Source organism: Bacteroidales bacterium, assembly GCA_035353855.1.
Taxonomy (GTDB): Bacteria; Bacteroidota; Bacteroidia; order Bacteroidales; family CG2-30-32-10; genus DAOQAK01.
This window is the reverse complement of the sequence record DAOQAK010000008.1, coordinates 25,834-51,922: the sequence shown is the minus strand read 5'-3', so window position 1 is coordinate 51,922 and position 26,089 is coordinate 25,834. Positions and strand designations below refer to the sequence as shown.

19 protein-coding genes and 1 CRISPR repeat array are annotated in these 26,089 nt (G+C 34.4%); of the genes, 9 read left to right on the top strand and 10 right to left on the bottom strand.

Features of this window, described 5'->3' with window-relative positions:
* Positions 1-8 precede the first annotated feature (8 nt).
* The 3 genes from PKK00_03235 to PKK00_03225 are packed head-to-tail and all read left to right on the top strand — an operon-like array spanning position 9 to position 1,695.
* Entirely contained in the window at positions 9-206 is a 198-nt protein-coding gene (locus PKK00_03235) for a DUF2007 domain-containing protein (GenBank protein HNW97411.1), read from the top strand.
* Positions 203-1,033: a phosphatidate cytidylyltransferase gene (locus PKK00_03230; GenBank protein HNW97410.1), complete on the top strand. Its 831-nt coding sequence runs from the start codon at positions 203-205 to the stop codon at positions 1,031-1,033. Before PKK00_03235 ends, PKK00_03230 begins: the two co-directional genes overlap by 4 nt.
* Positions 1,034-1,038: 5 nt before the next feature.
* Positions 1,039-1,695 (top strand): phosphatidylserine decarboxylase family protein, encoded by a 657-nt coding sequence (locus tag PKK00_03225; GenBank protein HNW97409.1) that lies wholly within the window; start codon positions 1,039-1,041, stop codon positions 1,693-1,695.
* An 8-nt stretch (positions 1,696-1,703) separates the two neighbouring features.
* Here the strand turns inward: PKK00_03225 and PKK00_03220 are convergent, their stop codons facing one another.
* Entirely contained in the window at positions 1,704-2,399 is a 696-nt protein-coding gene (locus tag PKK00_03220; protein ID HNW97408.1) for a YjjG family noncanonical pyrimidine nucleotidase, read from the bottom strand.
* 140 nt (positions 2,400-2,539) lie between these two features.
* Here PKK00_03220 and PKK00_03215 point away from each other — a divergent pair, with 140 nt between their 5' ends.
* The 6 genes from PKK00_03215 to PKK00_03190 all read left to right on the top strand — a co-directional run bounded on the left by PKK00_03215 (position 2,540) and on the right by PKK00_03190 (position 14,390).
* Positions 2,540-3,259, top strand: coding sequence for a (Fe-S)-binding protein (locus PKK00_03215; GenBank protein ID HNW97407.1), 720 nt, complete (start codon positions 2,540-2,542; stop codon positions 3,257-3,259).
* A 352-nt stretch (positions 3,260-3,611) separates the two neighbouring features.
* Positions 3,612-9,059 (top strand): gliding motility-associated C-terminal domain-containing protein, encoded by a 5,448-nt coding sequence (locus PKK00_03210; protein ID HNW97406.1) that lies wholly within the window; start codon positions 3,612-3,614, stop codon positions 9,057-9,059.
* A 383-nt stretch (positions 9,060-9,442) separates the two neighbouring features.
* Positions 9,443-10,723 carry a serine hydroxymethyltransferase gene (glyA, locus tag PKK00_03205; GenBank protein ID HNW97405.1) on the top strand — a complete coding sequence of 427 codons (1,281 nt, stop codon included), beginning with the start codon at positions 9,443-9,445 and terminating at the stop codon, positions 10,721-10,723.
* Positions 10,724-10,905: 182 nt separating this feature from the next.
* On the top strand, positions 10,906-11,400 hold the full coding sequence (locus tag PKK00_03200) for a histidine phosphatase family protein (protein ID HNW97404.1): 495 nt from the start codon (positions 10,906-10,908) through the stop codon (positions 11,398-11,400).
* Positions 11,400-13,475, top strand: coding sequence for a polyphosphate kinase 1 (gene ppk1, locus PKK00_03195; protein HNW97403.1), 2,076 nt, complete (start codon positions 11,400-11,402; stop codon positions 13,473-13,475). Before PKK00_03200 ends, ppk1 begins: the two co-directional genes overlap by 1 nt.
* Positions 13,476-13,487: 12 nt before the next feature.
* A complete protein-coding gene (locus tag PKK00_03190; GenBank protein HNW97402.1) occupies positions 13,488-14,390 on the top strand; it encodes a rod shape-determining protein in 903 nt (300 codons plus the stop codon).
* 321 nt (positions 14,391-14,711) lie between these two features.
* Here PKK00_03190 and PKK00_03185 read toward each other — a convergent pair whose 3' ends face one another.
* From PKK00_03185 to PKK00_03145, 9 genes are all read right to left on the bottom strand, one after another.
* Positions 14,712-15,062 carry a hypothetical protein gene (locus PKK00_03185; GenBank protein ID HNW97401.1) on the bottom strand — a complete coding sequence of 117 codons (351 nt, stop codon included), beginning with the start codon at positions 15,060-15,062 and terminating at the stop codon, positions 14,712-14,714.
* Between the two features lie 373 nt (positions 15,063-15,435).
* Positions 15,436-15,597, bottom strand: coding sequence for a hypothetical protein (locus PKK00_03180; protein ID HNW97400.1), 162 nt, complete (start codon positions 15,595-15,597; stop codon positions 15,436-15,438).
* Positions 15,598-15,679: 82 nt separating this feature from the next.
* Positions 15,680-17,051: direct repeats of the CRISPR family, unit length 36 nt; unit sequence ATCTACAATAGTAGAAATTTTAATAATGCTTTAAAC.
* A 138-nt stretch (positions 17,052-17,189) separates the two neighbouring features.
* Positions 17,190-17,462 carry a CRISPR-associated endonuclease Cas2 gene (gene cas2, locus PKK00_03175; protein HNW97399.1) on the bottom strand — a complete coding sequence of 91 codons (273 nt, stop codon included), beginning with the start codon at positions 17,460-17,462 and terminating at the stop codon, positions 17,190-17,192.
* Between the two features lie 3 nt (positions 17,463-17,465).
* On the bottom strand, positions 17,466-18,446 hold the full coding sequence (gene cas1, locus PKK00_03170) for a type V CRISPR-associated endonuclease Cas1 (protein ID HNW97398.1): 981 nt from the start codon (positions 18,444-18,446) through the stop codon (positions 17,466-17,468).
* Positions 18,440-19,000: a type V CRISPR-associated protein Cas4 gene (cas4, locus tag PKK00_03165; protein ID HNW97397.1), complete on the bottom strand. Its 561-nt coding sequence runs from the start codon at positions 18,998-19,000 to the stop codon at positions 18,440-18,442. Before cas4 ends, cas1 begins: the two co-directional genes overlap by 7 nt.
* A gap of 350 nt (positions 19,001-19,350) precedes the next feature.
* Positions 19,351-19,812 (bottom strand): IS200/IS605 family transposase, encoded by a 462-nt coding sequence (gene tnpA, locus PKK00_03160; GenBank protein ID HNW97396.1) that lies wholly within the window; start codon positions 19,810-19,812, stop codon positions 19,351-19,353.
* 580 nt (positions 19,813-20,392) lie between these two features.
* Positions 20,393-24,277 (bottom strand): type V CRISPR-associated protein Cas12a/Cpf1, encoded by a 3,885-nt coding sequence (cas12a, locus tag PKK00_03155; protein HNW97395.1) that lies wholly within the window; start codon positions 24,275-24,277, stop codon positions 20,393-20,395.
* A gap of 166 nt (positions 24,278-24,443) precedes the next feature.
* On the bottom strand, positions 24,444-25,448 hold the full coding sequence (locus PKK00_03150; GenBank protein HNW97394.1) for an isoaspartyl peptidase/L-asparaginase: 1,005 nt from the start codon (positions 25,446-25,448) through the stop codon (positions 24,444-24,446).
* Positions 25,448-25,945, bottom strand: coding sequence for a PepSY-like domain-containing protein (locus PKK00_03145; GenBank protein HNW97393.1), 498 nt, complete (start codon positions 25,943-25,945; stop codon positions 25,448-25,450). Before PKK00_03145 ends, PKK00_03150 begins: the two co-directional genes overlap by 1 nt.
* Positions 25,946-26,089: the final 144 nt, after the last annotated feature.

The window sequence follows — 26,089 nt, the reverse complement described above, 5'->3', positions numbered from 1 at the left end:
TCAGTATTATGAACTGGGTTTGTATTTACAGTTCGGCAGTAATTCATAAAGCAGAGATTGTTCAGGCTGTGCTTTTAGATAATAATATTGATAGTGTAATTGTGAATAAACAAGATTCAGCATATCACATTGGCGATATTGAAGTTCATGTTCATCCCAACGATGTGATACTTGCTAAACAAATCATAATAAAAAATAAACTGTGAGCAACTTATTGCAACGAACACTAACCGGGGCTATATTTGTTATAGCAGTGATCGGATCCATACTAATCGACTATATGTTATTTGCCGGTGTTTTTGTAGTATTTACTGTTGCCGGGTTATGGGAATTTTATTCACTCCAGGAAAAAAATTATATACGTCCATTAAAAATTCATGGCATTATTACCGGGTTATGTATCTTTCTGATCACTGTATTTAAGAATGCGGAGTTGATAGACATTGATCATGCAGAAAAATATTATTTTGTTATTTTTCTTTACATCCTGATCTTATTTATTATCGAGCTTTACAGGAAATCGGAAAAAGCATTTCAGAATATTTCAGTGTGCATTACGGGTTTGATATATATTGCAATACCATTAAGCATTTTAATATCGCTTCCCCATATTGTAACCCATGAAAATTCATTTGATAAAGTGATCCTGATAGGATTTTTCCTGCTATTGTGGACTTACGATACCTTTGCTTACTTAACAGGAATATGGCTTGGCAAGCACCGTTTATTTGAACGCATATCACCTAAAAAAAGCTGGGAAGGATTAATTGGAGGCGCTGTATTTTGTATCGGACTTGCTATATTATTATCTTTAAATTATTCTTCATTAACAACACAACAATGGATTATTACAGCAATATTGATCATTATTTTCGGAACATTTGGCGACCTGGTGGAGTCAATGCTAAAGCGAAACCTTAACATTAAAGATTCAGGGAATTTTTTCCCTGGGCATGGTGGAGTACTCGATAGGTTTGACGCGGTTCTGCTTTCGGCGCCTTTTGTTTATTTTTATCTTAAATTTTTTATTTAATACCCATGAAAATTCATAAAGAAGGTTATTTGATTATCTTGATTTCTTTTCTAATTCTGACAGGTGCAGCTATATTACTTTATATTTTTTTACCGGGATATACATATATAAAATATTTTGCTTTCACTGCATTTATCATTTTATTTCTGCTGATCGTCTATTTTTTCCGTTCTCCGCGCAGAGACATGCAACTGAGTCATGATTATCTTCTTTCGCCTGCCGACGGGAAAATTGTGGTCATTGAAGAAGTCATGGAAAATGAATTTTTCAAAGACAGGCGTTTGCAATTATCCATTTTCATGTCGCCATTAAATGTTCACTTAAACAGGTATCCCTGCGCAGGAAAAATAAAATATTACAAATATCATCCGGGCTCATACATTGTTGCTTGGCATCCCAAATCATCGGAAGAAAACGAACGCACCACAATTGTTCTGGAACATAATAACAACCAGGAAATTCTGATAAGGCAAATTGCAGGAGCTTTAGCCCGAAGAATTGTATGCAAAGCTGCAGAAGGTAAAATTGTAGAACAAGGTGAAGAATTGGGTTTTATAAAATTCGGTTCGCGCGTTGATGTCTTTCTCCCTTTGAGTACAAACATCAAAGTTAAAATCGGGCAAAACGTTCGCGGAGGAAAAACGATTATTGCCGAATTTTAATTTATTTATTAAAATATTTCCATCAACTCTTTCAGCGATTTTATTTCATAAGTGGCACGTACTTTCGGGATTTTATTTTCCAGGTTTACGAAAACCTGGTCTATCCCTGCTTCACAGGCTCCCATGATATCAACCGAAATATCATCACCAATCATAATGCTTTCTGATTTTACAGCACTTGCTTTTTGTAAGGCATAAATAAAAATTCTTTTATCCGGTTTGTTATAACCCGCATCTTCCGAAGTAGTAACCGTTTTAAAATATGCTGATAGTCCTGAATTTTTTAATTTAAAAAACTGTACTTCATTAAACCCATTTGTTATTATATGAAGTGAATACTTTTCATACAGATAATTCAATACATCAAGAGCGCTGTCGATCAATTTTGTTTTATTCGGAGCTAACTCAATATATTTTTTTGAAAATTCAACAGCTAAATTCTCATCAAAAATTCCAAAATCTTTTAACGTACGAATGTATCTTTCTTTAGTCAGAAAACTTTTTTCAACCTCTCCTTTCCTATATAAATCCCAAAGTTTGTCGTTATGTATTTCATATGCTTTATGAAAAGCAAAAGGACTTGATACTCCATATTCTTTTAAATTAAAAATATTATACAGATCGACGAAAGTTTCTTTTGTATTTTCGGTGAAATCCCATAACGTTTTATCAAGATCGAAAAAAAGATGTTTATAATTATTCATAGCCTGCTTTACACAATATTTTCAATAATTTGCAAAAATAAAAAAATATTTCCCTCTTCATTCCCTCTTATTTAAAAGAAATCAATTATCTGATATTTTTTATAAATTTGCATAGTAATAGAATTCTGAATTTTTGCAATATGGTTGTTGATATTTTTATACCCTGTTTTATTGATCAGATTTACCCACAGACTGCATTCAACATGATCAAAGTCCTGGAAAAAATTGATATTGGGGTTAATTATAATACAGAACAAACCTGTTGCGGACAAGTTGCATTCAACAGTGGTTTCTGGGAACATGCAAAATGTATGGGTGAAAAATTTATCCGCGATTTTCCAAACGATCGTTATATTGTTGCGCCATCCGCATCATGCGTAAGCATGGTTCGTAACTATTATTCTGAATTATTTCACAACACTGCATTACACAATGAGTACAAACAGCTTCAAAAAAACATTTTTGAATTCACTGACTTTCTTGTGAATATTATGAATGTTAAGGATATTGGCGCTTCTTTTAATGGTATTGTATCGTATCACGATTCCTGCTCCGCCCTTCGTGAATACGGAATTAAAGACGAACCAAGGATATTGCTGGAAAATGTACGTGGCATAAAAATACATGAAATGAAAAACCATGATACTTGCTGTGGTTTTGGAGGGACATTTTCTGTAAAGAATGAAGCTATTTCAACAGCAATGGCCGAACAAAAAGTTCAGCATGCCATTGATTCAGGCGCAGAGTATATTGTATCTACAGAAGCATCCTGTCTTATGCATATTGAAGCATATATTAAAAAACATAATTCCCCGATAAAAACCATCCACATTGCAGATATTCTTTCATCAGGTTATTAATAAAATTTCATCTATTCTCTCTTCTTTTTTTTAGTATATCGGAACCTTGATTTTTTATCATTTTTCTTTACAACACCTTGATTTTAAGAAAAATTTCACTTCGTGTAACTACTTAAATGCATAAGTATGCATACCTAATTAAAACTCGTAACAGCATTCTAAATCTGTTTAGTACTGAATGTACAGAGCATTAAAATTTGTTGAAAAAACGTATATTTTTCTATGATTTGCCTTGAAAATGTGGTATTTTTACGGTAACACATTATTATTATGAAAAAATAAGCAACCATAATTTTTTTTATTACGTCTTTAATTTAAAAACAATTACAGAAAAAGAAAGAAGGAAGAGCGTATGAACAAAGAGACAAAATACAGAATAATTTTTCTTAGTTGTTTATTTTTATTCCAGTTACAAATCTATTCTCAACCCGGATGCGCCAGTATTAATGCAGGAAACGACCAGACCATATGTAATGGAAACAGCGCAAATCTTTCATCAACTTACCTGGCAACCGGTGCAACAACAACTTATTCGGTATCGTCTATTCCTTATGCTCCGCCATACTCGTATAATGCAGGAACTCCTGTACTCGTAAATATCGATGACACCTGGACTTCTGCTTTAAATATTCCTTTTACATTTTGTTTCTTTGGAAATTCATATACACAGTTGGTTGCCGGTTCAAACGGAATGATCTCGTTTAATCTTACCAACGCAGGAAAATGGTGCGAGTGGAAATATACAGAATCCTGTCCTAATCCTGATATCGTTTATTATGCTACTAACAATCCATGGAAAAGCCTTGGACCATTCATATTCGGACCTTATCATGATATCGATCCGTCTGTCGCCGGTGATATGTATTATAACACTTATGGGTCATATCCATGCCGAACCTTTGTAGTCAGCTGGAAAGATGTTGCCATGTTTAAAACTTCTTGTAATTCCCTGCTTGCAACTCATATGATAGTTTTATACGAATCTACCAATGTAATAGAAGTATACATACAGAATGCACCTCTTTGCAGTGACTGGAATGATGGAAACAAATGTATAGGTATACAAAATGCAGCAGGCACATTGGGATTTACACCTCCGGGAAGAAACACAGGAGCATGGGAAACCTCCAATGAAGCATGGCGATTCACTCCTAACGGAACTCAAAATTACACGGTATCATGGTGGCAGGGAAGTACCCAGATAGCTTCCGGTGCTACAACTACTGTTTCTCCTGCAAATACCACAACATATACCGCACAAATAGTTTATACAAACTGTAACTCCGCACAAATAACAGTAACAGATAACTTGACCGTAAATGTCAATCCTATTCCTGTTGCTACTGCTACGCCATCTTCACAAACAATTTGCTCCGGCGGAACCACAGGAATTGCCTTATCTTCAAATGTTATTGGTACTACCTATTCATGGACAGCAAGCGCTACCGGAAGTGTTACGGGTTATTCAAGCGGATCAGGAAATTCAATAGCTCAAACTATTACAAATACGGGAACCTCGGCAGGTACGGTTACTTATACTATCACACCTGTCGCAAATTCTTGTACCGGAACTCCAATTACTGCTACCATCACTATAAATCCTATCCCTGTTGTTACTGCATCTCCAACATCTCAAACCCTTTGCTCTGGAGGAACTACAGGAATTTCATTATCATCTAATGTAACCGGAACAACCTATTCATGGACCGCAAGCGCAACCGGAAGTATATCGGGTTATTCAAGCGGTTCCGGAAATTCAATAGCTCAAACACTTACTAATTCGGGAGCATCAGCAGGAACAGTTACCTACACGATTACTCCAACGGCAAACACCTGCTCCGGAACGCCGGTTAACGTTGTTATCACCGTTAACCCAAAACCAACAGCTGTTTTGAGCGGTACTACAACAATATGCCCGGGAGTAAATACAAACCTGCAGGTTATTTTAACCGGAACTGCACCCTGGACATACACATACAATGACGGCACAAATCATACAGTAACATTAAATTCAAGCCCTGCAACCATTACCGTTAATCCAACATCAGCAACAACATATACTCCTGTATCAGTTACCGATGCCAACTGTACAGGTACAGTAAGCGGCTCTGCTACAATTTCAGTAGATCCGGCAATTGTTGTTTCAAATATCAATACTATATGCAACGGACCATTTACTCAATACCAGGTTACATTCAATATCAGCGGAGGAAATCCTTCGGCATATTCTGTTACACCATCAGGCACAATAACACCGGGTTCTCCATACACATATACCAGTGGATGGATAAATAGTGGTTCACCATATAGTTTTTCTATAACTGATAACTATAATTGCAATCCTCAAGTAATTAGCGGAACCAAAACCTGTAATTGCCCGGCAACAGGAACTCTAAGCGGAAATGCTACTATTTGTGCAGGTAATAGCACAAACCTTACAATTGCATTAGCAGGAGCTTCGCCATGGACTGTTGTATATTCAAATGGAAGCAGCAATACTACAATCAGCAATATTACATCTTCGCCTTATACTTTTTCTGTTTCACCATCAACAACTACCACATATTCGCTAGTTTCAGCAACTGATGCGAATTGTACCGGCACCTCCAGTGGAAGCGCTACAATAACAGTAAATCAATTACCTATTGCTTCTGCTACACCATCAACTCAATCATTTTGTACCGGGGGAACAACAAGTATCAATTTATCTTCAACTGTTGCAGGAACCACTTTTTCATGGACAGCAAGTTCTGCAAGCGGTATTACCGGTTTTTCAAACGGAACAGGAAATATCATTTCTCAAACTTTAACTAACCCGGGAAGTTCAAACGGAACAGTAACTTATATTGTAACTCCTGTTGCTAATTCATGTACCGGTACACCAATAAATGTAGTTGTAACGGTATACCCCTCGCCCACTGCAAATGCAGGAACCGACCAGATCATTTGTTCAGGGCAAAATGCAAACCTTACTGCTTACGGAGGTGTTAGTTATTCATGGAGCAATACTGCCACATCACAAAGCACAAACGTCAGCCCGACTTCAAACACATTATACATTGTAACAGTAACAAGCGCTAATGGCTGTACTGCTTCTGATGATGTGCTGGTATCTGTTAATCCGCTTCCACCGGCAAATGCAGGCCCAGACCAGGGAATCTGCATTAACAGTTCAACAACATTAAATGCCAGCGGTGGAACCATTTATTCATGGAGTCCGACAAGTTACCTCGATAATCCATTAATTTCAAACCCTGCTGCCAATCCTACTTCTACAACAATTTACACGGTTACAGTAACCGATGCAAACGGATGTTCGGCAACGGATAATATGACTTTAACCGTTTATACTTCATTACCTGTAAATGCAGGTACCGACCAGGCAATATGCAATGGCGAAAGCACAAACTTATCAGCAATCGGAGGAACTTATTATTCATGGAGTCCATCAACGGGATTATCTTCTACAACCATTGCAAACCCTGTTGCAAACCCTACCACAACTACAACTTATATTGTAACCATTAGCGACACCCATGGCTGTTCCGCCACTGATGATATAATAATTACAGTTAGCCCGGTTCCTGCTTCAGGTTTCACATTGTTATCACCAATATGTGTTGGACAAACTTCTGAAATAAATTACATCGGGAATGCAGGAACAGCTGCAACTTACGATTGGGATTTTAATGGAGGAACTGTTGTGAGCGGCACAGGACAAGGTCCATATCAAATTTCATGGGCTTCCCCTTCAACTTATAATATCTCCCTTACCGTAACCGAAAACGGTTGTTCAACCACTACAAGCCAATCACAAGTAGTTGGACAAGTTACCGTATCAATAATCATTACGCATCCTATTTCATGTAATAATGCTAATGATGGCGCCGTTTCCGTTAATGCTTCAGGTGCGCCGCCTTACCAATATTTATGGAGCACACAGGAAACAACCCGGGAAATACAGAACCTGTCAGATAACACAGCATATTCAGTAACTGTAACTGATAATAACGGATGTGTTACTGTTGATAGCATTTCCTTATTAGAGCCAAAACCTCTGTTTATAAATTTAACAACAACCAATGTTTCATGTTACGGAGGAAATAACGGAACTGCGCTGGCAATAGTCAGCGGAGGAATATTCCCTTATCAGTATTCATGGCTACCTTCAGGAACTGCGGGAAATATTAACTCCGTTACTACTTTAACAGAAGGAACATACACGTTCACCGTGCTTGATGCCAACGGATGTTCAAAAGATACAACATTTACCATTTCACAACCTCCGTTACTTACTTATTCCTACACTTCCGACAGTGTAAATTGTCATTCTGGTTCTGATGGTTCAATCATTTTAAATGTTTCAGGAGGTGTTCCGGCTTATATATACAACTGGAATCCTTCCGTGTCAAGCGATTCATCAGCATTGAATATCCAGGCAGGAACTTATTCCGTTACTATATCAGACCAAAATTCATGTAGCGCTTCAACATCAATAAATATTGGAGAACCTCCTGCATTAATATTATCGAACAGCGGCGACGTTACTATTTGCAACAGCCAGAGTACAACTATAAGCGCTAATGCAAGCGGCGGTACAGGTTCATACATCTTTACATGGGACAATGGTCTTGGTACCGGAAGCAGTTTCAATGTTAACCCAACATCAACCACGACTTATACTGTTTCAGTAACCGATGAAAACGGATGTACGGTACCTTCACAAACACTTACTGTATATGTTTCTCCACCTATTTATGTTACCGTTACAGCTGATCCTTCTTCTTTCTGTTATGGTGAAAGTACACAATTAACAGCATCTGCAACAGGTGGAAATGGAAGCTATGTTTATTACTGGAATAATGGAATTGGAATATCCACATCAACCATTACTATATCGCCAACTACAAGTACTACATATGTTGTTACTGTTACCGATGGTTGTAATTCCCCGCAGGGAGTTGATTCCATTTTGATCACCGTGTATCCTTTACCACAAATACTATTTGCAGGGGATACCATTAAAGGTTGTGTTCCTTTAACTGTAAATTTCTCTGACAGCAGTTCACCTGCTATTTCAAGCTGGTTATGGAATTTCGGTGATTTTCAATCGGGAATCAATAATCATTCTGCGTTGCAGTCTCCTTCACACACATTCAGTTTACCGGGAAAATATTCCATAACGCTATATGCTACTACCACTCATGGATGTACCGACAGCGCTACATACCAGGAATATATTGAAGTATACCCGATACCCGAAGCAAATTTCTATTACGATCCTGAAGTCATTTCCATATTAAATTCAACAGTTACTTTTACTGACATCTCAACTGATGCAGCTTACTGGAATTGGAATTTTGATGATGAAATTTCATTAAGTGAAAATTTTTCCGATATACAATCGCCCACACATTATTTCAACAATTCCGGTTCATATGATGTAGTATTAACTGTTATCAGTCAATTCGGATGTATCGATTCCATTTCAAAAACAATTATTGTAAACCCTGAATTTACCTTCTTTGTTCCCAATACATTCACACCTAACGGCGACGGAGTAAATGATTATTTCTACCCTGTTGGCGAAGGCTTTGATTTGAATAATTATGAAATGGATATTTATGACCGCTGGGGCGAAATAGTTTTTAAAACCAATAATTATTATGAATATTGGGATGGGAAAAAAATGGGAAAAAGCGATGTTGCACCACAGGGAGTATACTCATGGATAGTAGAGCTTAAAGATTTTAGCGGAAAAAGGCATTTGTATACAGGTAAAGTGAACCTGATGAAATAAGGCTCATATTATACTCGTTCTTATCAGGTTTGCAAAGGCAAAACTTTTTAGAACGAGTTATACCGTACAGAAAACAAAAAATATTTTTGCAAAACTCTTTTCTGTCGGTATACATTTTCCTTTCGAGCCAAACCTCTTAAAATACAAGTATACCGGGAATGATATTATACCAATGTGTAACAGGTCGCCGCGGCGACTACAAAAATAATCTTTCAACAAGCATTACTATCGGCATAACTCGTACTAATCATTTTTTCAAAATGGATAAGAACGGGTATAAATTTTATTCTTAGATAATGTTATTTCATCATATTTTTCATTAAAAATTATACACATATCTTAATAAATTTTAATTTTGAAGAACTAAACAAATTTTACATCAAATGAAAAAAGACGAAAAAGTTTTTGACATCATCAATAAAGAGTTACAACGTCAGATGCACGGTATAGAACTAATAGCTTCTGAGAATTTCGTAAGTGATCAGGTTTTACAGGCAATGGGTTCATGCATGACCAATAAATATGCAGAAGGTTATCCCGGTAAACGTTACTATGGCGGTTGCCAGATGGTAGATCAAACCGAACAACTCGCTATCGACAGGCTTAAAGAATTGTTTGGCGCTGAATATGCCAATGTTCAGCCTCACTCAGGCGCACAGGCAAACATGGCTGTTTTCTTAGCCTGCTTAAAACCCGGTGATACATTCATGGGATTAAACCTTGCTCACGGCGGACATCTTTCACATGGTTCACCTGTTAATTTTTCAGGCATGTATTTTAATGCTCTTTCTTATGGCGTAGAAGAAGAAACAGGCGTTATCAATTACGATAAGATGGAAGAAGTGGCGCTGAAAGAAAAACCGAAATTATTACTGGCAGGCGCTTCAGCATATTCACGCGACTGGGATTATAAACGCATGCGTGAAATTGCCGACAAAATAGGAGCCATCCTGATGGCTGATATTGCACATCCTGCCGGGCTTATTGCCAGGAAACAATTGAATAATCCTGTTCCTTATTGTCATATCATCACTTCTACAACACATAAAACATTACGCGGACCAAGAGGCGGTATTATCATTATCGGAAAAGATTTTGAAAATCCATGGAAATATACCACTCCGAAAGGAGAAATAAAGATGATGTCGGCATTGATTGATTCTGCCGTATTCCCGGGTGTTCAGGGTGGCCCGCTGGAACATGTTATCGCTGCAAAAGCTGTTGCCTTTGGCGAAGCCTTATCTGAAGAATACAAGCAATATATAATACAAGTAATGAAGAATGCTAAGGTAATGTCGAAATGCTTTACCGATAAAGGTTACAAGGTAATAAGCGGCGGCACTGACAATCATTTAATGCTTATTGACCTGCGCACTAAATTCCCTGAAATAACCGGGAAACTTGTTGAGAACACCTTAGTAAAAGCTGACATCACTGTAAACAAGAACATGGTTCCATTCGACAGCCGTTCGCCTTTCCAGACTTCAGGGCTTCGCGTTGGAACACCGGCTATCACTACCCGTGGCATGAAAGAAGAACACATGCCGTTGATCGTGGAAATGATAGATGAAGTAATCAGCAATATTGATAACGAGAAAGTGATAAGCAACGTAAAAGAAAAAGTTCTGGAGCTTACGAAAGATATGCCTTTGTTTGCATATTAACAGACTTACTTAAAACCGATACATAACTGGTCGTTGTGGTAACTGCAAAAATATTATTTTGTTCTCAGCCACGACAAACCGGATAAATTGGCATAACTCGTTCTAATCATCTTTGATTTAGTAAAGATGATTAGAACGAATATTAAAAATGTTTTAGATTTTATACAATTAAATTTGTTTTCATGAAGACTTTATATGTTGTGCGCCATGCAAAATCATCATGGGATTTTCCTGATTTACCTGATGTTGACAGACCCCTGGTTGAAAAGGGCATCAATAAAACAAAAAAAATAATCAAGCAACTGAATGAAAAAAATGTAAAACTGGATTTACTTATTTCCAGTCATGCTAAAAGAGCGCATGAAACTGCCAAGCTTATTGCTGCCGGAATATTCTTCCCGGTAGAACGAATTGAAATAAGCAGGAACATTTACCAGGTTGATGAAGACAAAATTTTTAATTTACTTTTTTCATTAAACGATGAAGTGGATTCTGTAATGATAGTTGGGCATAATCCTGCACTCACACAATTTGCTAATATTTTTCTTGATGAAAAAATAGACCTGCTACCCACTTCCGGCGTTATTTCTTTAGAATTTAAAACAGACAAATGGACTGACATTCCTAAAGCTTCATGTAAAACCAACTTCGTTCTATTTCCAAAAATGCTTGATTAATGCAAAAAAATATTTCTCTTAATAATTTTATCAATAGGGAAATCAGCTGGCTCTATTTCAATCAGCGCGTTTTGCAGGAAGCCGCCACACCTTCAACCCCACTGGTTGAACGAATGAAATTCCTGGGAATCTTTTCAAATAACCTTGATGAATTTTTCAGGGTTCGCGTTGCTACCCTTTCACGAATGTCCACGCTTCCTGTAACTGCACACGATTACGACGGCTTCGACCCAAAGGAAAACCTAAAAAGAATTAATGAAATCGTCATAAAGCAACAAAAGGATTTTGTTTCTGTTTACAGGCAAATCGTTGAAGAAATGGCCAATAAAAATATTTTTATCCTCAACGAAAAACAACTGAATAAAGAACAGGGGGAATATGTAAAAAATTATTTCCATCATAAAGTAAGGCCACACTTGTTCCCCATCATGATCAAAAACTTTGAGCACAGCTCCAAGCTTAAAGATAAATCCATATACCTCGCGGTACATATGCAGAAAAAGGAAGACCAGGAACATGAAGATTTTGCACTTATCAAAGTTCCTACAGGCAATGTTTCCCGTTTTCTGATTCTTCCCAAAACCGATAAACGCAATTGCATCATCATCCTCGACGACATTATCCGTTATTGCCTTGAAGATATTTTCAGCATTTTCGATTACAATATTTTCCAGGCATACACCATAAAATTTACCCGTGATGCTGAAATGGATATCGACAACGATATTTCAAAGAACTTCATGGAACTTATTTCCGAATGTTTAAAACAACGAAAACAGGGACGCCCGGTACGTTTTATTTACGACAGGAACATTCCCGATTTCCTTTTGAATATCCTGATAAAAAAATTCAAAATCTCTGACCGCGACGATTTAATTGGTGGCGACAGGTATCATAATTTTAAAGACTTCATTGATTTTCCTAATATCGGTTCATCAAAGCTGGAATTCCCGGTACTCAAGCCACTTCATCATAAAGACCTTCCCCTTACCCGTTCATTTTTCAGTTGTATAAAGCAAAAAGATATCTTATTGCATTTTCCTTACCAGTCGTTTGAATATGTGATCGACCTTTTACGCGAAGCTTCTATCGACCCCGATGTCAGATCAATTAAAATGACATTGTACCGGCTTGCCAGCGATTCAAACGTTATAAACGCTTTGGTGAATGCCGCACGCAATGGAAAGAAAGTTACGGTATACATGGAGCTGCAGGCTCGTTTCAACGAAGAAGCCAATATCCACTGGTCGGAAAAATTAATTGATGAAGGCGTAAAAATAATTTTCGGTATACCCGGGCTGAAAGTTCATTCCAAGCTTATGCTTATTAAAAGAAAAGAAAAAGGAGAAAATGTATATTACTGCAATATCGGCACAGGAAATTATAATGAAGAAACAGCAAAGGTATTTGCCGATGAAAGCTTTTTCACCTGCAATCCTTCGATAGCTCAGGATGTTGATAAAGTATTCACATTATTTGAAAATAAATATAACCCGTTATCATTCGATAAGCTTATTGTTTCGCCTTTTTACCTTCGTAACTTTTTAAATAAAATGCTTGACAGGGAAATTGAAAATGCCCGTGCAGGTAAAAAAGCATGGATCATTTTAAAGCTGAATAACCTTATTGATATGGAACTGTGCCATAAACTTTACCATGCAAGTCATGAAGGAGTAATAATTAAAATCATCGCGCGTGGCACCTGCATATTGAAAAGCGGAATTCCAGGGTTGAGCGAGAACATCGAAATTATAAGTATTGTAGACCGCTTTCTTGAACATTCCAGGATTTTTGTTTTCTGTAATAACGATAAACCCAAATACTATATTTCATCAGCCGACTGGATGAAGCGCAACCTGGATTACCGTGTTGAAGTTACCTGTCCTATTGAAGATAAAAACCTTCAAAAGGAATTGCTCGATATACTGAACATTCAGCTTTCGGATAACACTAAGGCAAGGCTGCTTTCCAGTAAAAACTATAACCAGTACAAAATTACCAAAGGTAAAAAAATCCGCTCCCAGGTAGAGATATACAATTACCTGAAAAAATTTGTACCTGATAAAATAAATTAAAAATATTACTATATGCTTTTTGCATCAATTGATATAGGCTCGAACGCTGTACGACTTTACTTCGCTAATGTTTTTGAGATTGACGGAATTCCTAAAGCTGAGAAAGCTTCGCTTATACGCATACCGTTACGACTGGGTGAAGATGTTTTCAATACCGGAAGCATATCCGAACAAAGGGTTTACAACCTTCTGAAAACAATGAATGCTTTTAAACTCCTTATCGATGTTTACAAACCTGTTGATTATATTGCCTGCGCCACATCGGCAATGCGTGAAGCCAGCAACAATAAAGCAATTATTGAAAGTATAAGAAACGCTTCGGGAATTGATGTACGTGTGATTGATGGTATTGAAGAAGCGCGGATATTATGTGCATCCAACAATATTTTGATAGAAAAGAAATATCATGTCGCCATGTATATTGATGTTGGCGGTGGAAGTACCGAAATATCGGTAATAAAAGATGGTGTGCTGCTTGCTTCCAACTCGTTTCAGTTAGGCACCATCCGAATCCTTAGTGCAAAAGCTCATGCAGAAGAATGGGAAAATTTAAAAACATGGCTTGATCAATTCAAAAACGATTTCGGAAAAATCTATCTTATAGGTTCCGGCGGAAACATTAATAAACTCTCGAAACTTTATTCCACACAACCCGACAGTTCATTAAGTTATCACCATTTAAAAAAGGGACTCAAAGAATTAAGCAGTTTGACTTTACAGGAACGCATTACAGATATGGGCATGCGCCCCGACCGCGCCGATGTTATTATTCCTGCTGCCGAAATTTTTATTTACATTATGAAAAACACCAAAACAGATTATGTTTTTGTTCCCCGCATAGGACTTGGCGATGGCTTGATTTATACGGTTTATAAAAGATATAAAGAACGTGGGAATGTAAACGAAGAAGAATAATACCGATTGTATAGATGTAATAGTCCAATATACCGATACGGAACAGATTTGCATTTTTCTTATTTTGTTCCTATCCGCGACAAGTAGCGATAAATAGGCATAACTCGCTCTGATCAAATTTGCTCTTGCATTCTTAATAAGGACGAGTATAATCAAAGCCAAAGTTGTTGTTGTTATTATTTCAAAGATATCCATCCAAAATTATTGGTTTTGGCTATGCTCAACCAGCTATTTCGGCTACGCTAAATCAACTTATAAAAAAAAGAAAACCCGCTATTAGCGCTGTATAGCAGGTTGTGTTACGTTTTCTATTTACAAAGCTTATGATGCTTTAACCTTGGTTTTTCTTACCGGGCGTTTACGGTCGCTATCGCGCTTCCCTCCTGCCTGTTCGTATTCATTACTATCGTGACCATAAACCGAAGCAACTGCCTCAAGCATACGTTTTGAGTAACCGGCCAAATCATTTTCGCTTTTCAGGAAATCATTCAATGCAGCATCGGCATCGGCAAGAAGCTTGTTATAACTACTAATCTTATTTTCAACATCCAGGATTTTACTTTCAAAACCAGCAACCGACATACTGTTGCCTAAGTCGAGCGAACCGGATATTGCTTTTACTCCCGCCAGTCGCTTCATTGCTTTCTGCAATGTGCGTGAAGTTTTTTTCATTCGTGACATATTTAACACCTCCTTTCTTTTTCGGGTAGAAGTAAATATCCGTTTACATATACATTTTATTTAGGTTGGTTTATATATATAACGCTGCAACAATGCACAATATTATTTTTATCACAAAAAAAATGATAAAGCACAACTATTACTATAATTAATGGTTTCGGGAAATCATTTCACTAAACCCTGGTTCAATTACAGGGAAAGCTGCAATCGTTACAAGGTTCATGGAAATCGTTACAGGGTTGACTGTATCGACTACAACCTAAGCTGATATTATTTCACTAAACCCTGGTTCGATTACAAGGGAAGCTGCAATCGTTACAAGGTTCATGGAAATCGTTACAAGGTTGATTGTATTGACTACAACCTAAGCTGATATTATTTCACTAAACCCTGATTCGATTACAGGGGAAGCTGCAATCGTTACAAGGTTCATGGAAATCGTTACAGGGTTGACTGTATCGACGAACATCTGAATATTCGGGAGTGTATAAAAAACTGTGTGAAGCATGCTCAAAATTTTTTTCATACATTTTAAAATAAGCAAGCAAAAAGTAAATACAGAAATAGTAATAATAACTTTAACCATCATTCTTAGTTAATACGAAGAATTATACAATAGTAGAAATTTTAATAATGCTTTAAACTTTCATTTACTTATAATGTTTTGTCCTAATCTACAATAGTAGAAATTTTAATAATGCTTTAAACTTCATATTTTCCAACATGGCAATTTACAATATCTACAATAGTAGAAATTTTAATAATGCTTTAAACGGATTACGTGAAGATGCTTGGGGCAAAATCTACAATAGTAGAAATTTTAATAATGCTTTAAACCAGTTAATATTAGAATGAAGTATTGAATCTACAATAGTAGAAATTTTAATAATGCTTTAAACCGATAACAATTAGCTGACCTCAACTGCAATCTACAATAGTAGAAATTTTAATAATGCTTTAAACAAGGGACTGGTAACAAGCATCGACAGCATCTACAATAGTAGAAATTTTAATAATGCTTTAAACTTCTGATAACTTAGTATTGTTGCCTTTTATCTACAATAGTAGAAATTTTAATAATGCTTTAAACTTTCGTAGATCTATTTCCAAGTATTGATTATCTACAATAGTAGAAATTTTAATAATGCTTTAAACTTCTCAGTAACATCAAATCCTTCTTCCTATCTACAATAGTAGAAATTTTAATAATGCTTTAAACAACAAATGACTATGCGGGAAGTTTGCATATCTACAATAGTAGAAATTTTAATAATGCTTTAAACTAAAATTCAGGAAGTACAAAAGTTATATCTACAATAGTAGAAATTTTAATAATGCTTTAAACTTGTTTGGTTATTGCATTGCCTGATAAATCTACAATAGTAGAAATTTTAATAATGCTTTAAACTAACTTACCACTAGGATAAGTACCTCCAATCTACAATAGTAGAAATTTTAATAATGCTTTAAACCTTATTCGATAATCAACTCACAGCCATCATCTACAATAGTAGAAATTTTAATAATGCTTTAAACTGCTTTTATAATAGTTGACGAAAGCCTATCTACAATAGTAGAAATTTTAATAATGCTTTAAACAATATAAATGACTATCCACAACGATATATCTACAATAGTAGAAATTTTAATAATGCTTTAAACAATATCGTAATAAATTAGATGCTGCCTATCTACAATAGTAGAAATTTTAATAATGCTTTAAACACTAAAACAAGAAGTTCCTGGATTTGAAATCTACAATAGTAGAAATTTTAATAATGCTTTAAACAAATAACCTTTTGGCTGATACCTTATCATCTACAATAGTAGAAATTTTAATAATGCTTTAAACATCTTTTGCCCTAAATCCAAACCATGAATCTACAATAGTAGAAATTTTAATAATGCTTTAAACAAGAAGGTGCTTTAAAAGTACACGAAAAATCTACAATAGTAGAAATTTTAATAATGCTTTAAACAGATAAATATATATTCTTTAAAACAAAAGCATTAATTATCAAATAAATAGAATTTATGCTTTTTTAAGTGTATTGATAAAAACATATAAAATATCATGTTTTTTTGCATTAAGACTTAGGTTTGCAAATTTACAAAAAACTAAATGATTATTAAATCTTCATCACTATTCTTTGCATAACCAAATTTTATTTTTTCACAGGTCTTATTTAAGATAAAAATTATCACGCTATCGGTTTGGTCAAATTGTTTTCCGAAATATTTTTCAATTTGAGTAGTAATATTTTCTAAAATCCTATCACTGTTTTTTATTTCAAAAACTGAGTATTGTAAACGATAGCCGAATTTTCCAAGAAACTTTGAGAATCTTGTTCTTAGTTTATCATCACTAATATCGTATGAAACCAATAGCATATTTTAATTTTTTTCTACAGGCTGATTAATAAGAAAAACAGGAAAATCATCAATTGACTTGCTCCGAATAAACGAACGATAGTAACGCTGGGTATATAGAAAAATATCTTCTTTATATTCTATAATAGCTTGTAAAAGCCAACGAGTATATTCTTTACTTTTTGCATATTTTAATACATATTGACCTTTAATAATTTCAAAATCTTCGGTTTTTATTTGCTTTAGGTTATAGGCATTTTTAATTTGCTTATCAACTATACAGCGAAAAGGTTCAACCAGGTCGCATGCAAGCGATTTTCGCTGGTAAAAAAATTGATGATAAACACCTTTATATATATCAAATCCATAAAGGTTAAGCATATTTTCAACAAGGTAAAATAAAAATGTATAACCAATATCAAGCAATACATTAACAGGGTCGCGCTTTGCACGGGGCTTTCGCCCCTGCCAATCCATTCCGGTAAACCATTCGGAAAAATATAAACGTGATGAAACACCCTCAATACCTAATAATTCCTGCAAATTATTAAAACTGCTTATTTGGTTTTCATAATCCTGCATTAATTTTATTGATTGCTGTAGCTTATCATCTTTATTCCTGATACTTTTTAATTGTATTATCTGGTTTTTAATTTTGTTCTTTACAATGTGCCTTGCTATATCAAGACTATCATAATTGTATTGTTTGTTACGTAATAAAAAATTTCCTTCGGTAGGCGAACTCCACAAACCAATACATCGGAAATTTACTGATAACAGGTAAATCGGAAAAGCAAATTTTTTACTTCGTTCAAGCAACCCTGATGTTATAGTACAATGTCCTACTATCCATAGCGCCAGCATCCGGTAACAGGTGGTTTGTAATATAACCACTGCATCGGCATCGGTAACAATTAAATTGTCGTTCTGAAACGAAAACCGTTGTCCTTCGCTGGTATATACAACGACAATGGTTTTTTCTTTAAAATCGGGATAGCTTAACATGGCGAAATATCACAAAGTTGTGAATAAATACATTTTTCACACTTTAACTTATTTGCCTCAATATTAGTTACATTTATATTGAAATTATTTATTTCAGAAATTAATTTTTCAAATTTTGATTGCATTTCATTATCATTTTCGGGAAGTGGAATAGGATAATTTTTATTATGAACCATATCATGAATAATAATTTCATTCACGGTATAACCCATTTCTCTTAGCGCATGACATTGTGCATAAACCTGGAATACATAACCATCGTAAATAGTTTTTACCTCCCGTTTTCTTTCAATTAGTTTTCCTGCTTTACAATCGAACACATCAATTTTTCCGCAGATATTATATTTTTCTGAAAAAACTTCAACATCCTGAAGTATATCTTTTCGTGTACTATAATTCTTATTCTCAACAGTACTATGAGCTGCTTCACCTGCTATCTGTGGTTTTTGCTTATATAACTCATAATTCAGCCCGCTATATAACTGGTGAAAATAAATGGAACGCGGACAAAAAATAAAATCGTTTAGAAATGATAATGTGATGTATGATTCCATGTATTATATTTTATAATGTCGCCACTACGTGGCTTAGTATATTTTGTTTGTACTTAGTTTTTACCATAATACCGCCACTATGTGGCTTTACTATTTTATTTCAGTATTCTTTTTACCATAATTACACCTCTACGAGGCTTGTATTGTTTTCTTTGTTTCCTGTTCTTACCAAAATATCGTATCTACGAGGCTTATATTTTTTTGTTTTTGCCGTAATATCACTACTACATGACTATTTATAAGTCTATACTTTTAATAACATATAGCGCCGTAGGCGCGCAATTATGGTAACAAAAGAGAATAATCCTTATTAAGCCTCGTAGAGGCGACATTATTATTTCGTAAAAATATCAATCATAAAACTCAAAAATATACTGCTCATTGAAATCAATTTCAAACAATTTTAATAACTCTAAATATTCTTCCCGAAATGTTTTCTTTCTATGATGTTCTTCCTGATTTACGATATACTGAATAACATTATTTCTTTGAGAGCGCGAATATGAAAACCCGCCGTAGCCTTCCTGCCATGAAAACTTTCCTTTTATTAATTTACTATCATTAATCCATTTTGATGAATTGGATTTTACCACTCTTATAATATCCGATAGTGATTTTGTCGGTTGCAATTCAAAAAACAAATGGACATGGTCTTTATAACCATTTACTGCTAATGGAAATTGCTCAATATTTTTTAAAATGCCTGAAATATATCTAAACAATTCATCCCGAAAAGTGTTCATTAATAAATTCTCTCTGCCTTTAACAGCAAAGACAACGTGCATATTGAGTTGTGTGTATGTGTTTGCCATAAGTATTGTTTTATAATGTCGCACTTACCTGCCTACCGGCAAGGCAGGCGGCACTTGTGTTTCTTTGTTTATTTTTTTACCATAATATCGCCACTACGTGGCTTTACTATTTTATTTCAGTATTCTTTTTACCATAATTACACCTCTACGAGGCTTGTATTGTTTTCTTTGTTTCCTGTTCTTACCAAAATATCGCCTCTACGAAGCTTTTATTATTTTTTGTTTATTCTTTTTAAAATGCCTGAAATATATCTAAACAATTCATCCCGAAAAGTGTTCATTAATAAATTCTCTCTGCCTTTAACAGCAAAGACAACGTGCATATTGAGTTGTGTGTATGTGTTTGCCATAAGTATTGTTTTATAATGTCGCACTTACCTGCCTACCGGCAAGGCAGGCGGCACTTGTGTTTCTTTGTTTATTTTTTTACCATAATATCGCCACTATGTGGCTTTCATAGTTTTGCAATTTCAACATGCAAAGCATAAAACTTATTTTATGTTATACAGCGCCGTAGGCGCGTAATTATGGTAAAAAGACAAAGCACAACTTAAAATTAAGCCTCGTAGAGGCGAATTTATTAATTATTATTTTGCACAAACTGCAACCACTCTTTATTTGAGATTGCCAATTTTATTTTCTTTAAATCGTCTGTTTTGTTTATTTGTTGCAAACACCACAATCCTTTGCGGGCAATATTATATGCCCCGTTGGCATCGGCGTTTTGAGGTAATTTATTATTTGCATTACGGCTATTGTAAAACTCTCCTTCATCGTTTGCAACAGGCGAAATAAGGTAATCTGTTTCAGTGCCTGTAATACTATTACGCATTTGCAAAGTGAGTTTTAATAAATAAAGCAAGCGTTCAAAAAATGCTTTCTCTGTTTGCATTACTATAGCGCTTTTTAACTCATTGTTGTTTTTATAATCAATACCGTGTTGTTCAAATAATTTAACAAACTCGTTTGTAAGTATAATTTCTCGGTTATCCCACTGGCTGTTCTTAGCTGTGTTGCGGAAGGTTTCAATACGATTTTGATACGTGCAAAGTATCCAGTTTGTTTTTGTTCCTTCGGCTTTAGCAGTATAATTAGCGTAATTAAATTCAAATTCAAAATAGTCTTTTGTTTGATTATAGCATATAGAATTAAATTTATTAAAGAAGGCTTTTGCTTTTTCTAAATTCTCATAACGGGTATCAAACAAATTAACAAAGCCTGTTACAGGGTCCATTTTACTGGTGTTCCATGCAGGCACATAAAAAATAAAACCATTTTGTTTACCCATGCTTTTAAAACTTTCGAATTTATTTGCAAGCTGTAAAGCACGAAGTACGCCACCTGACTCATTGGCTTTTTTGCTTTTATCAACAAGATAATTTAGTTTGTCAATAAGCATTTTTTCAAACTTCTGATAAACCTGTTTTTCTACTTTCTGCCTGCCACGCATAAAGCCCATATTCAAATCTTCCATTACAATAATAGCATTATGCTTAACCATTAAAGTGGTAAGTTTATGAATTACCTGCGAGAGATAACCTTCTTTTAATTCTTTTATAGTTTCAATTGTTCCCCAGTCCTTGCGGGCTTCGGCTCTTGTTCCTTCTTTCTTATCAAGCAGATTATGATAATCAACTTTTTGTTTTTCGTTTTCAATAATATTTAAAGTATCCTGTTCGAGTATTTCGCCCTGTTGATTTATCAAAGTATAATAAAGCAAATGCCTTTCGCCACGGTCGATGCCAATGATGTTTACATCATGATTGTTTTTAAGAAATTCGTTAACTTTAGGATTAATGTTTAATATTCCATCGGCTTTAAAGTTCATTGTAATTGGAACATGAAACTGGAATTTATCAAGGGTGTAGCGTTTATCCTTAATTATATCATAATCGAATTTGCTTGTTGCTTTTTCATTATCAGGATTTTTATTTGTCAGAGTTTCGTTTGCGTTATGAATTACTTTGTTGCTTTCTTTAATTGATGATTTGCGATAGAAAACCTCGGCTTGCCCGTTAAGTTTATAAACCACATCATTTAAATTTTCCTCATCAAAAAGCATTTTCCAATAAAGCGTGTGTAGGTTAGGTTTCCCCTTGCTGAATGGCGAAAAGTCTTTATTGTAAATTTGGAATAAGTATAGCTTTCCTTCATTAACAAGGCTTTCGATAAATGAAACAGGAATATTATTATAAGTAATTTTGTATGTTTGAGTATCGATATCTCCATAAAATTCATCAAGCGAATTATATAATTCGCTATTCTTAAAATTGAAAGAATAATGCTTAGTACTCTCATATTTATTTAAAAAATCAATACAAAAGTTTATCCAGTCTTTTAATGCATCTTTAAATCCGTCAATATCCTTTGATATTTCCAGGTATTTTTTCTGAAACATTTTTGGTCTTTTTTCATTATCCTCAGATAAAACCATTGTTTTTGAAATATCATCATAAACAAAATTATTTAATTCAAATATCCTTTTTGTTATTTTTAAAGCGCTATCAAAACTTTTACCTTCAATTATCTTATCCGTTATATTAGATTCAAAATGACTTACAACTGTTTTTAATTGAGTGCTGCATTTAGGAATCATTTTAGAAGCATCGGGGAAATATTTATAAATAATTTTCTCGTAATGCGGTTCATAGTCTATCATTTCGGGTATATGCTTAAAAATATGATTGTTCTTTTTATCCATTATACCTATATAAAACAGATTGTCTTTTCGTAAAATAATAGTTGTGTTATCGGCTTCTTTGTTTAAATCCCAACCATCCATTAAAGTGGAATTCTCAAAATTCAATTTAAATTTTTCAGTACTATATGGTTTTTGAGTAAGATAATTTCGCACCTGGTTATAAATCGAAATAGTATGATTTAATTGGTCATAAAGTCCTGTATACAAACTGTAAAAGGATTCATCTTTTTCTTTGTCGCTATCTTTTAAACTTAATGGTTTAACAAAATGAATAACATTCATTATGCTGTCGAGAAAAGCTTTGATAAGGTTTACCAACTCTTTATTACTTCCAAGTTTTTCGCTTTCAGGAAAAGGAGTATTCAATAAATCTTTAATGATATTATAATTTTGATAAACATTTTGCAATAAATCTATTTTGCTTTCATTATTCATTCCAAACTTTGCAAAATAATCGTTGATGACATTCCCATTATTTTTTTCTTTTACGGTTTCATTTTCATAATGGTCAATGGCTGTTTGCAGAGTTTGAATATCAATATCCTGTTTGAGCCATTTGTCTTTTCGTTCTTCGTATTTTTCCTGTTTTTCTTTTGGTTTTAAAGGATTTGTTTTTTCGTAATAATCCTGCAATGCTTTACTTATTACACCCCAATCGCCAAATACTTTTTGAGAAATATCAGTCAGAGATGTATCATTTCGTAAATAAATCTTTGATAAATTAAATGAACTTAGGTTGCCTACAGCATTCTTAATGGCTTCGAGAATACTTATTGATTTACCTTCGGTAGAATAATGCAACAATTCATTTGTGTAAAAATTTTCAATAGATTCAAGCAATTGATTATCGTTCTCGAAAGATTCGGGCATAAACGACACGCTATGCCTGTCGCTTAATATTTGTTTGTAAAGTTGTTTAAATTTAGGTTGCCTTTTCTTCTTATCTGTTTGCTTTTGGTTGAAATCAGTATTGATATATTCGTTTAATCCTTTTATTTTGGTCTTATTTTCCTCAGGCGTTCTGCCACCTATAACAATATTGTATAAATCAATTCCGGTTTGAGTAAGTGTTTGATTAAAATAATTCAGAGAAAAAATTTCTTCTAAAGTTTTACCCTGTACTATTTCTTCCATTTCGCTTAACACCTGATTTAACTGATTAATCAGCTCAGGTGCTTCATTTTTTATCTTCTCAAATATTTTAATATTATCAATGAACTTGGGCAGATTTTCATTTATTAAACGATAGGCTATGGCTGTTGCTTTTTCTTCAGCAACATACATATTTTCCCTGTTCTGGTGAAAGCCAATGAAATAAGTAGTGAAGTCTTTAAATTCTTTTATATCAGCTTTATCTTCTTCATTACTTACAAAGCTTAATAAATCTTCTTTTATAAGTTCTTTTAGAAAAAGTGTTTTAAACTTTTCATTCGCTTTAAAAGCATTGGCGATTTGTTTTCTTAAACGCTCTTTTTGCTTACTAAACTCCTTTATTTCCTTATCTTCTTTATTTGTTTTTAAATACAAATCATAATAATATTCCAATCCTTCGAGTTTGATTGTATTTAATGATTTTTCAATAAAATCTTTGTGATATTCATCAATTATCTTTTTTACTTTTTTATATTTTTCGGCACGGGCTTCATCTTGTTTTAGAAGACCTTTCTTCTCTATATTCTCTAAAGTTTTTCCTTGTGGAATAAGTTCAAAACGTAATGTTTTTGATAGTGAATATAATCCTGTGAAATCAATTAAATTTTTCATTGTTAAAATTTTTATAAATATTCCGATAAAAATAAAAGAAAAATAGATAAGCAAAGTATAATTGCCGTATTTAATTATTTGAAGTAATTTTAATAATGCTTTAAACCATGGACTTATGCGGATGGCAAAATACATCCACAATAGTAGAAACTTATAAAAGAATAAATTATTTAAACAACAAAACCTTTACTTCCCCGCTTGAATCTGCATAGCCGCGGAACATGCCTTCGGTATTAAAGGTCATGGTGTAGTTGCCATTTTTATCAAGAGCTATAAGTCCACCATCGCCACCCTGTGATTGCAATTTTTCATGAATAATATGATCGGCTGCCTGCTGTATTGTATAGCCTTTATATTCCATCAATGCCGACATATCGTAAGCCACCACATTACGGATAAAATATTCACCTGTCCCGGTACAAGAAACAGCACAGGTTTTATTGTTGGCATAAGTTCCTGCTCCAATAATGGGCGAATCGCCAATCCTTCCGTATTTTTTATTCGAAAGTCCACCGGTAGATGTTCCTGCTGCCAGGTTTCCGTATTTATCAAGCGCAACAACTCCAACGGTTCCATGAGCAGTATCGGCTCCTGTTGTTTTAATATCCGATTTGCCTTTTAATTTTAAATATAAATTCCAGCGTTTCTGGTCGAAGAAATAAGAGGGATCAACAATTTCCAGTCCTTGTTCTTTTGCAAACATTTCAGCGCCTTTACCTATCAGCATCACATGTTTCGATTTTTCCATTACGGCACGTGCAGCAGAGATTGGATTACGGACAGTAGTAACTCCGGCTACAGCTCCGGCTTTCAGGGTTTTCCCATCCATAATGGAAGCATCCAGTTCATTCTTTCCTTCGTCATTAAACACTGCGCCTTTGCCTGCATTGAACAATGGGGAATCCTCAAGAACATGAATTGCCACTTCAACAGCATCAAGACTGGTACCGCCTTTTGCAAGCGTATCGGATGCTTTCTTTAATGCTTCGGTAAGTTTTTCCTTATATAATAAACTATCGGGAAGATTGTTTGGTGTCATATTTCCCGCGCCACCATGGACAACAATAAAATATCTGGAAGTAATTACAGAATCTGTTTTTTCCTGTGCACCGCAATCAAATATTAAAAAGGAAAAACAAATTCCGAAAATTATTCTAAATAATAATTTCATTATAATTTGGGATCAACTGGTGTTTTTTGTTTTTTACATTTTTTCTTTTTCTCACATACTGCAGTTTCAACTTTTTTAAATTCGCTTTTCAGAGAAAAATAAACATTCTTACAATCTTTCTTTTTTGAGATTTCGGCTTTATAAAGCTTACCATCATTAGGATATTCCATTATTTCAATTTCGTTGATCTTATATCCTGCATAAGCTGTATCCAAATAATTTTTCATTGCTTTAGGAGTATATATCATAGGGATTTCCCATTCCGTTTCCATCCATGTACCTTTATCATTGAATACCGCTTCAGTTGCTGACTGTTCGATCATAAAACTGATTTCATAAAGCGTATCTTTCTTTTCCCAATTTTCATTAGTAGCATTAGGGAACTTCATAACAAATGCTTTATTTATACTTTCGGGAACATCCGATTTGATAATCTTTTGAGAGAAACTTAATGTTGACAACATTAAAGCGGCAGATAAAACTATTAACCTTTTCATAAACAATAAATTTTAGACCACAAAATTAACAACTTATTATATTCAAAAAACATTTATTTTTATTTTAACAACCGGTTGTGTTATTGAACGATAAAATAATATCTGCCAGGTAGAGTTAAAAAGCCATATTTCGACAAGCTCAAT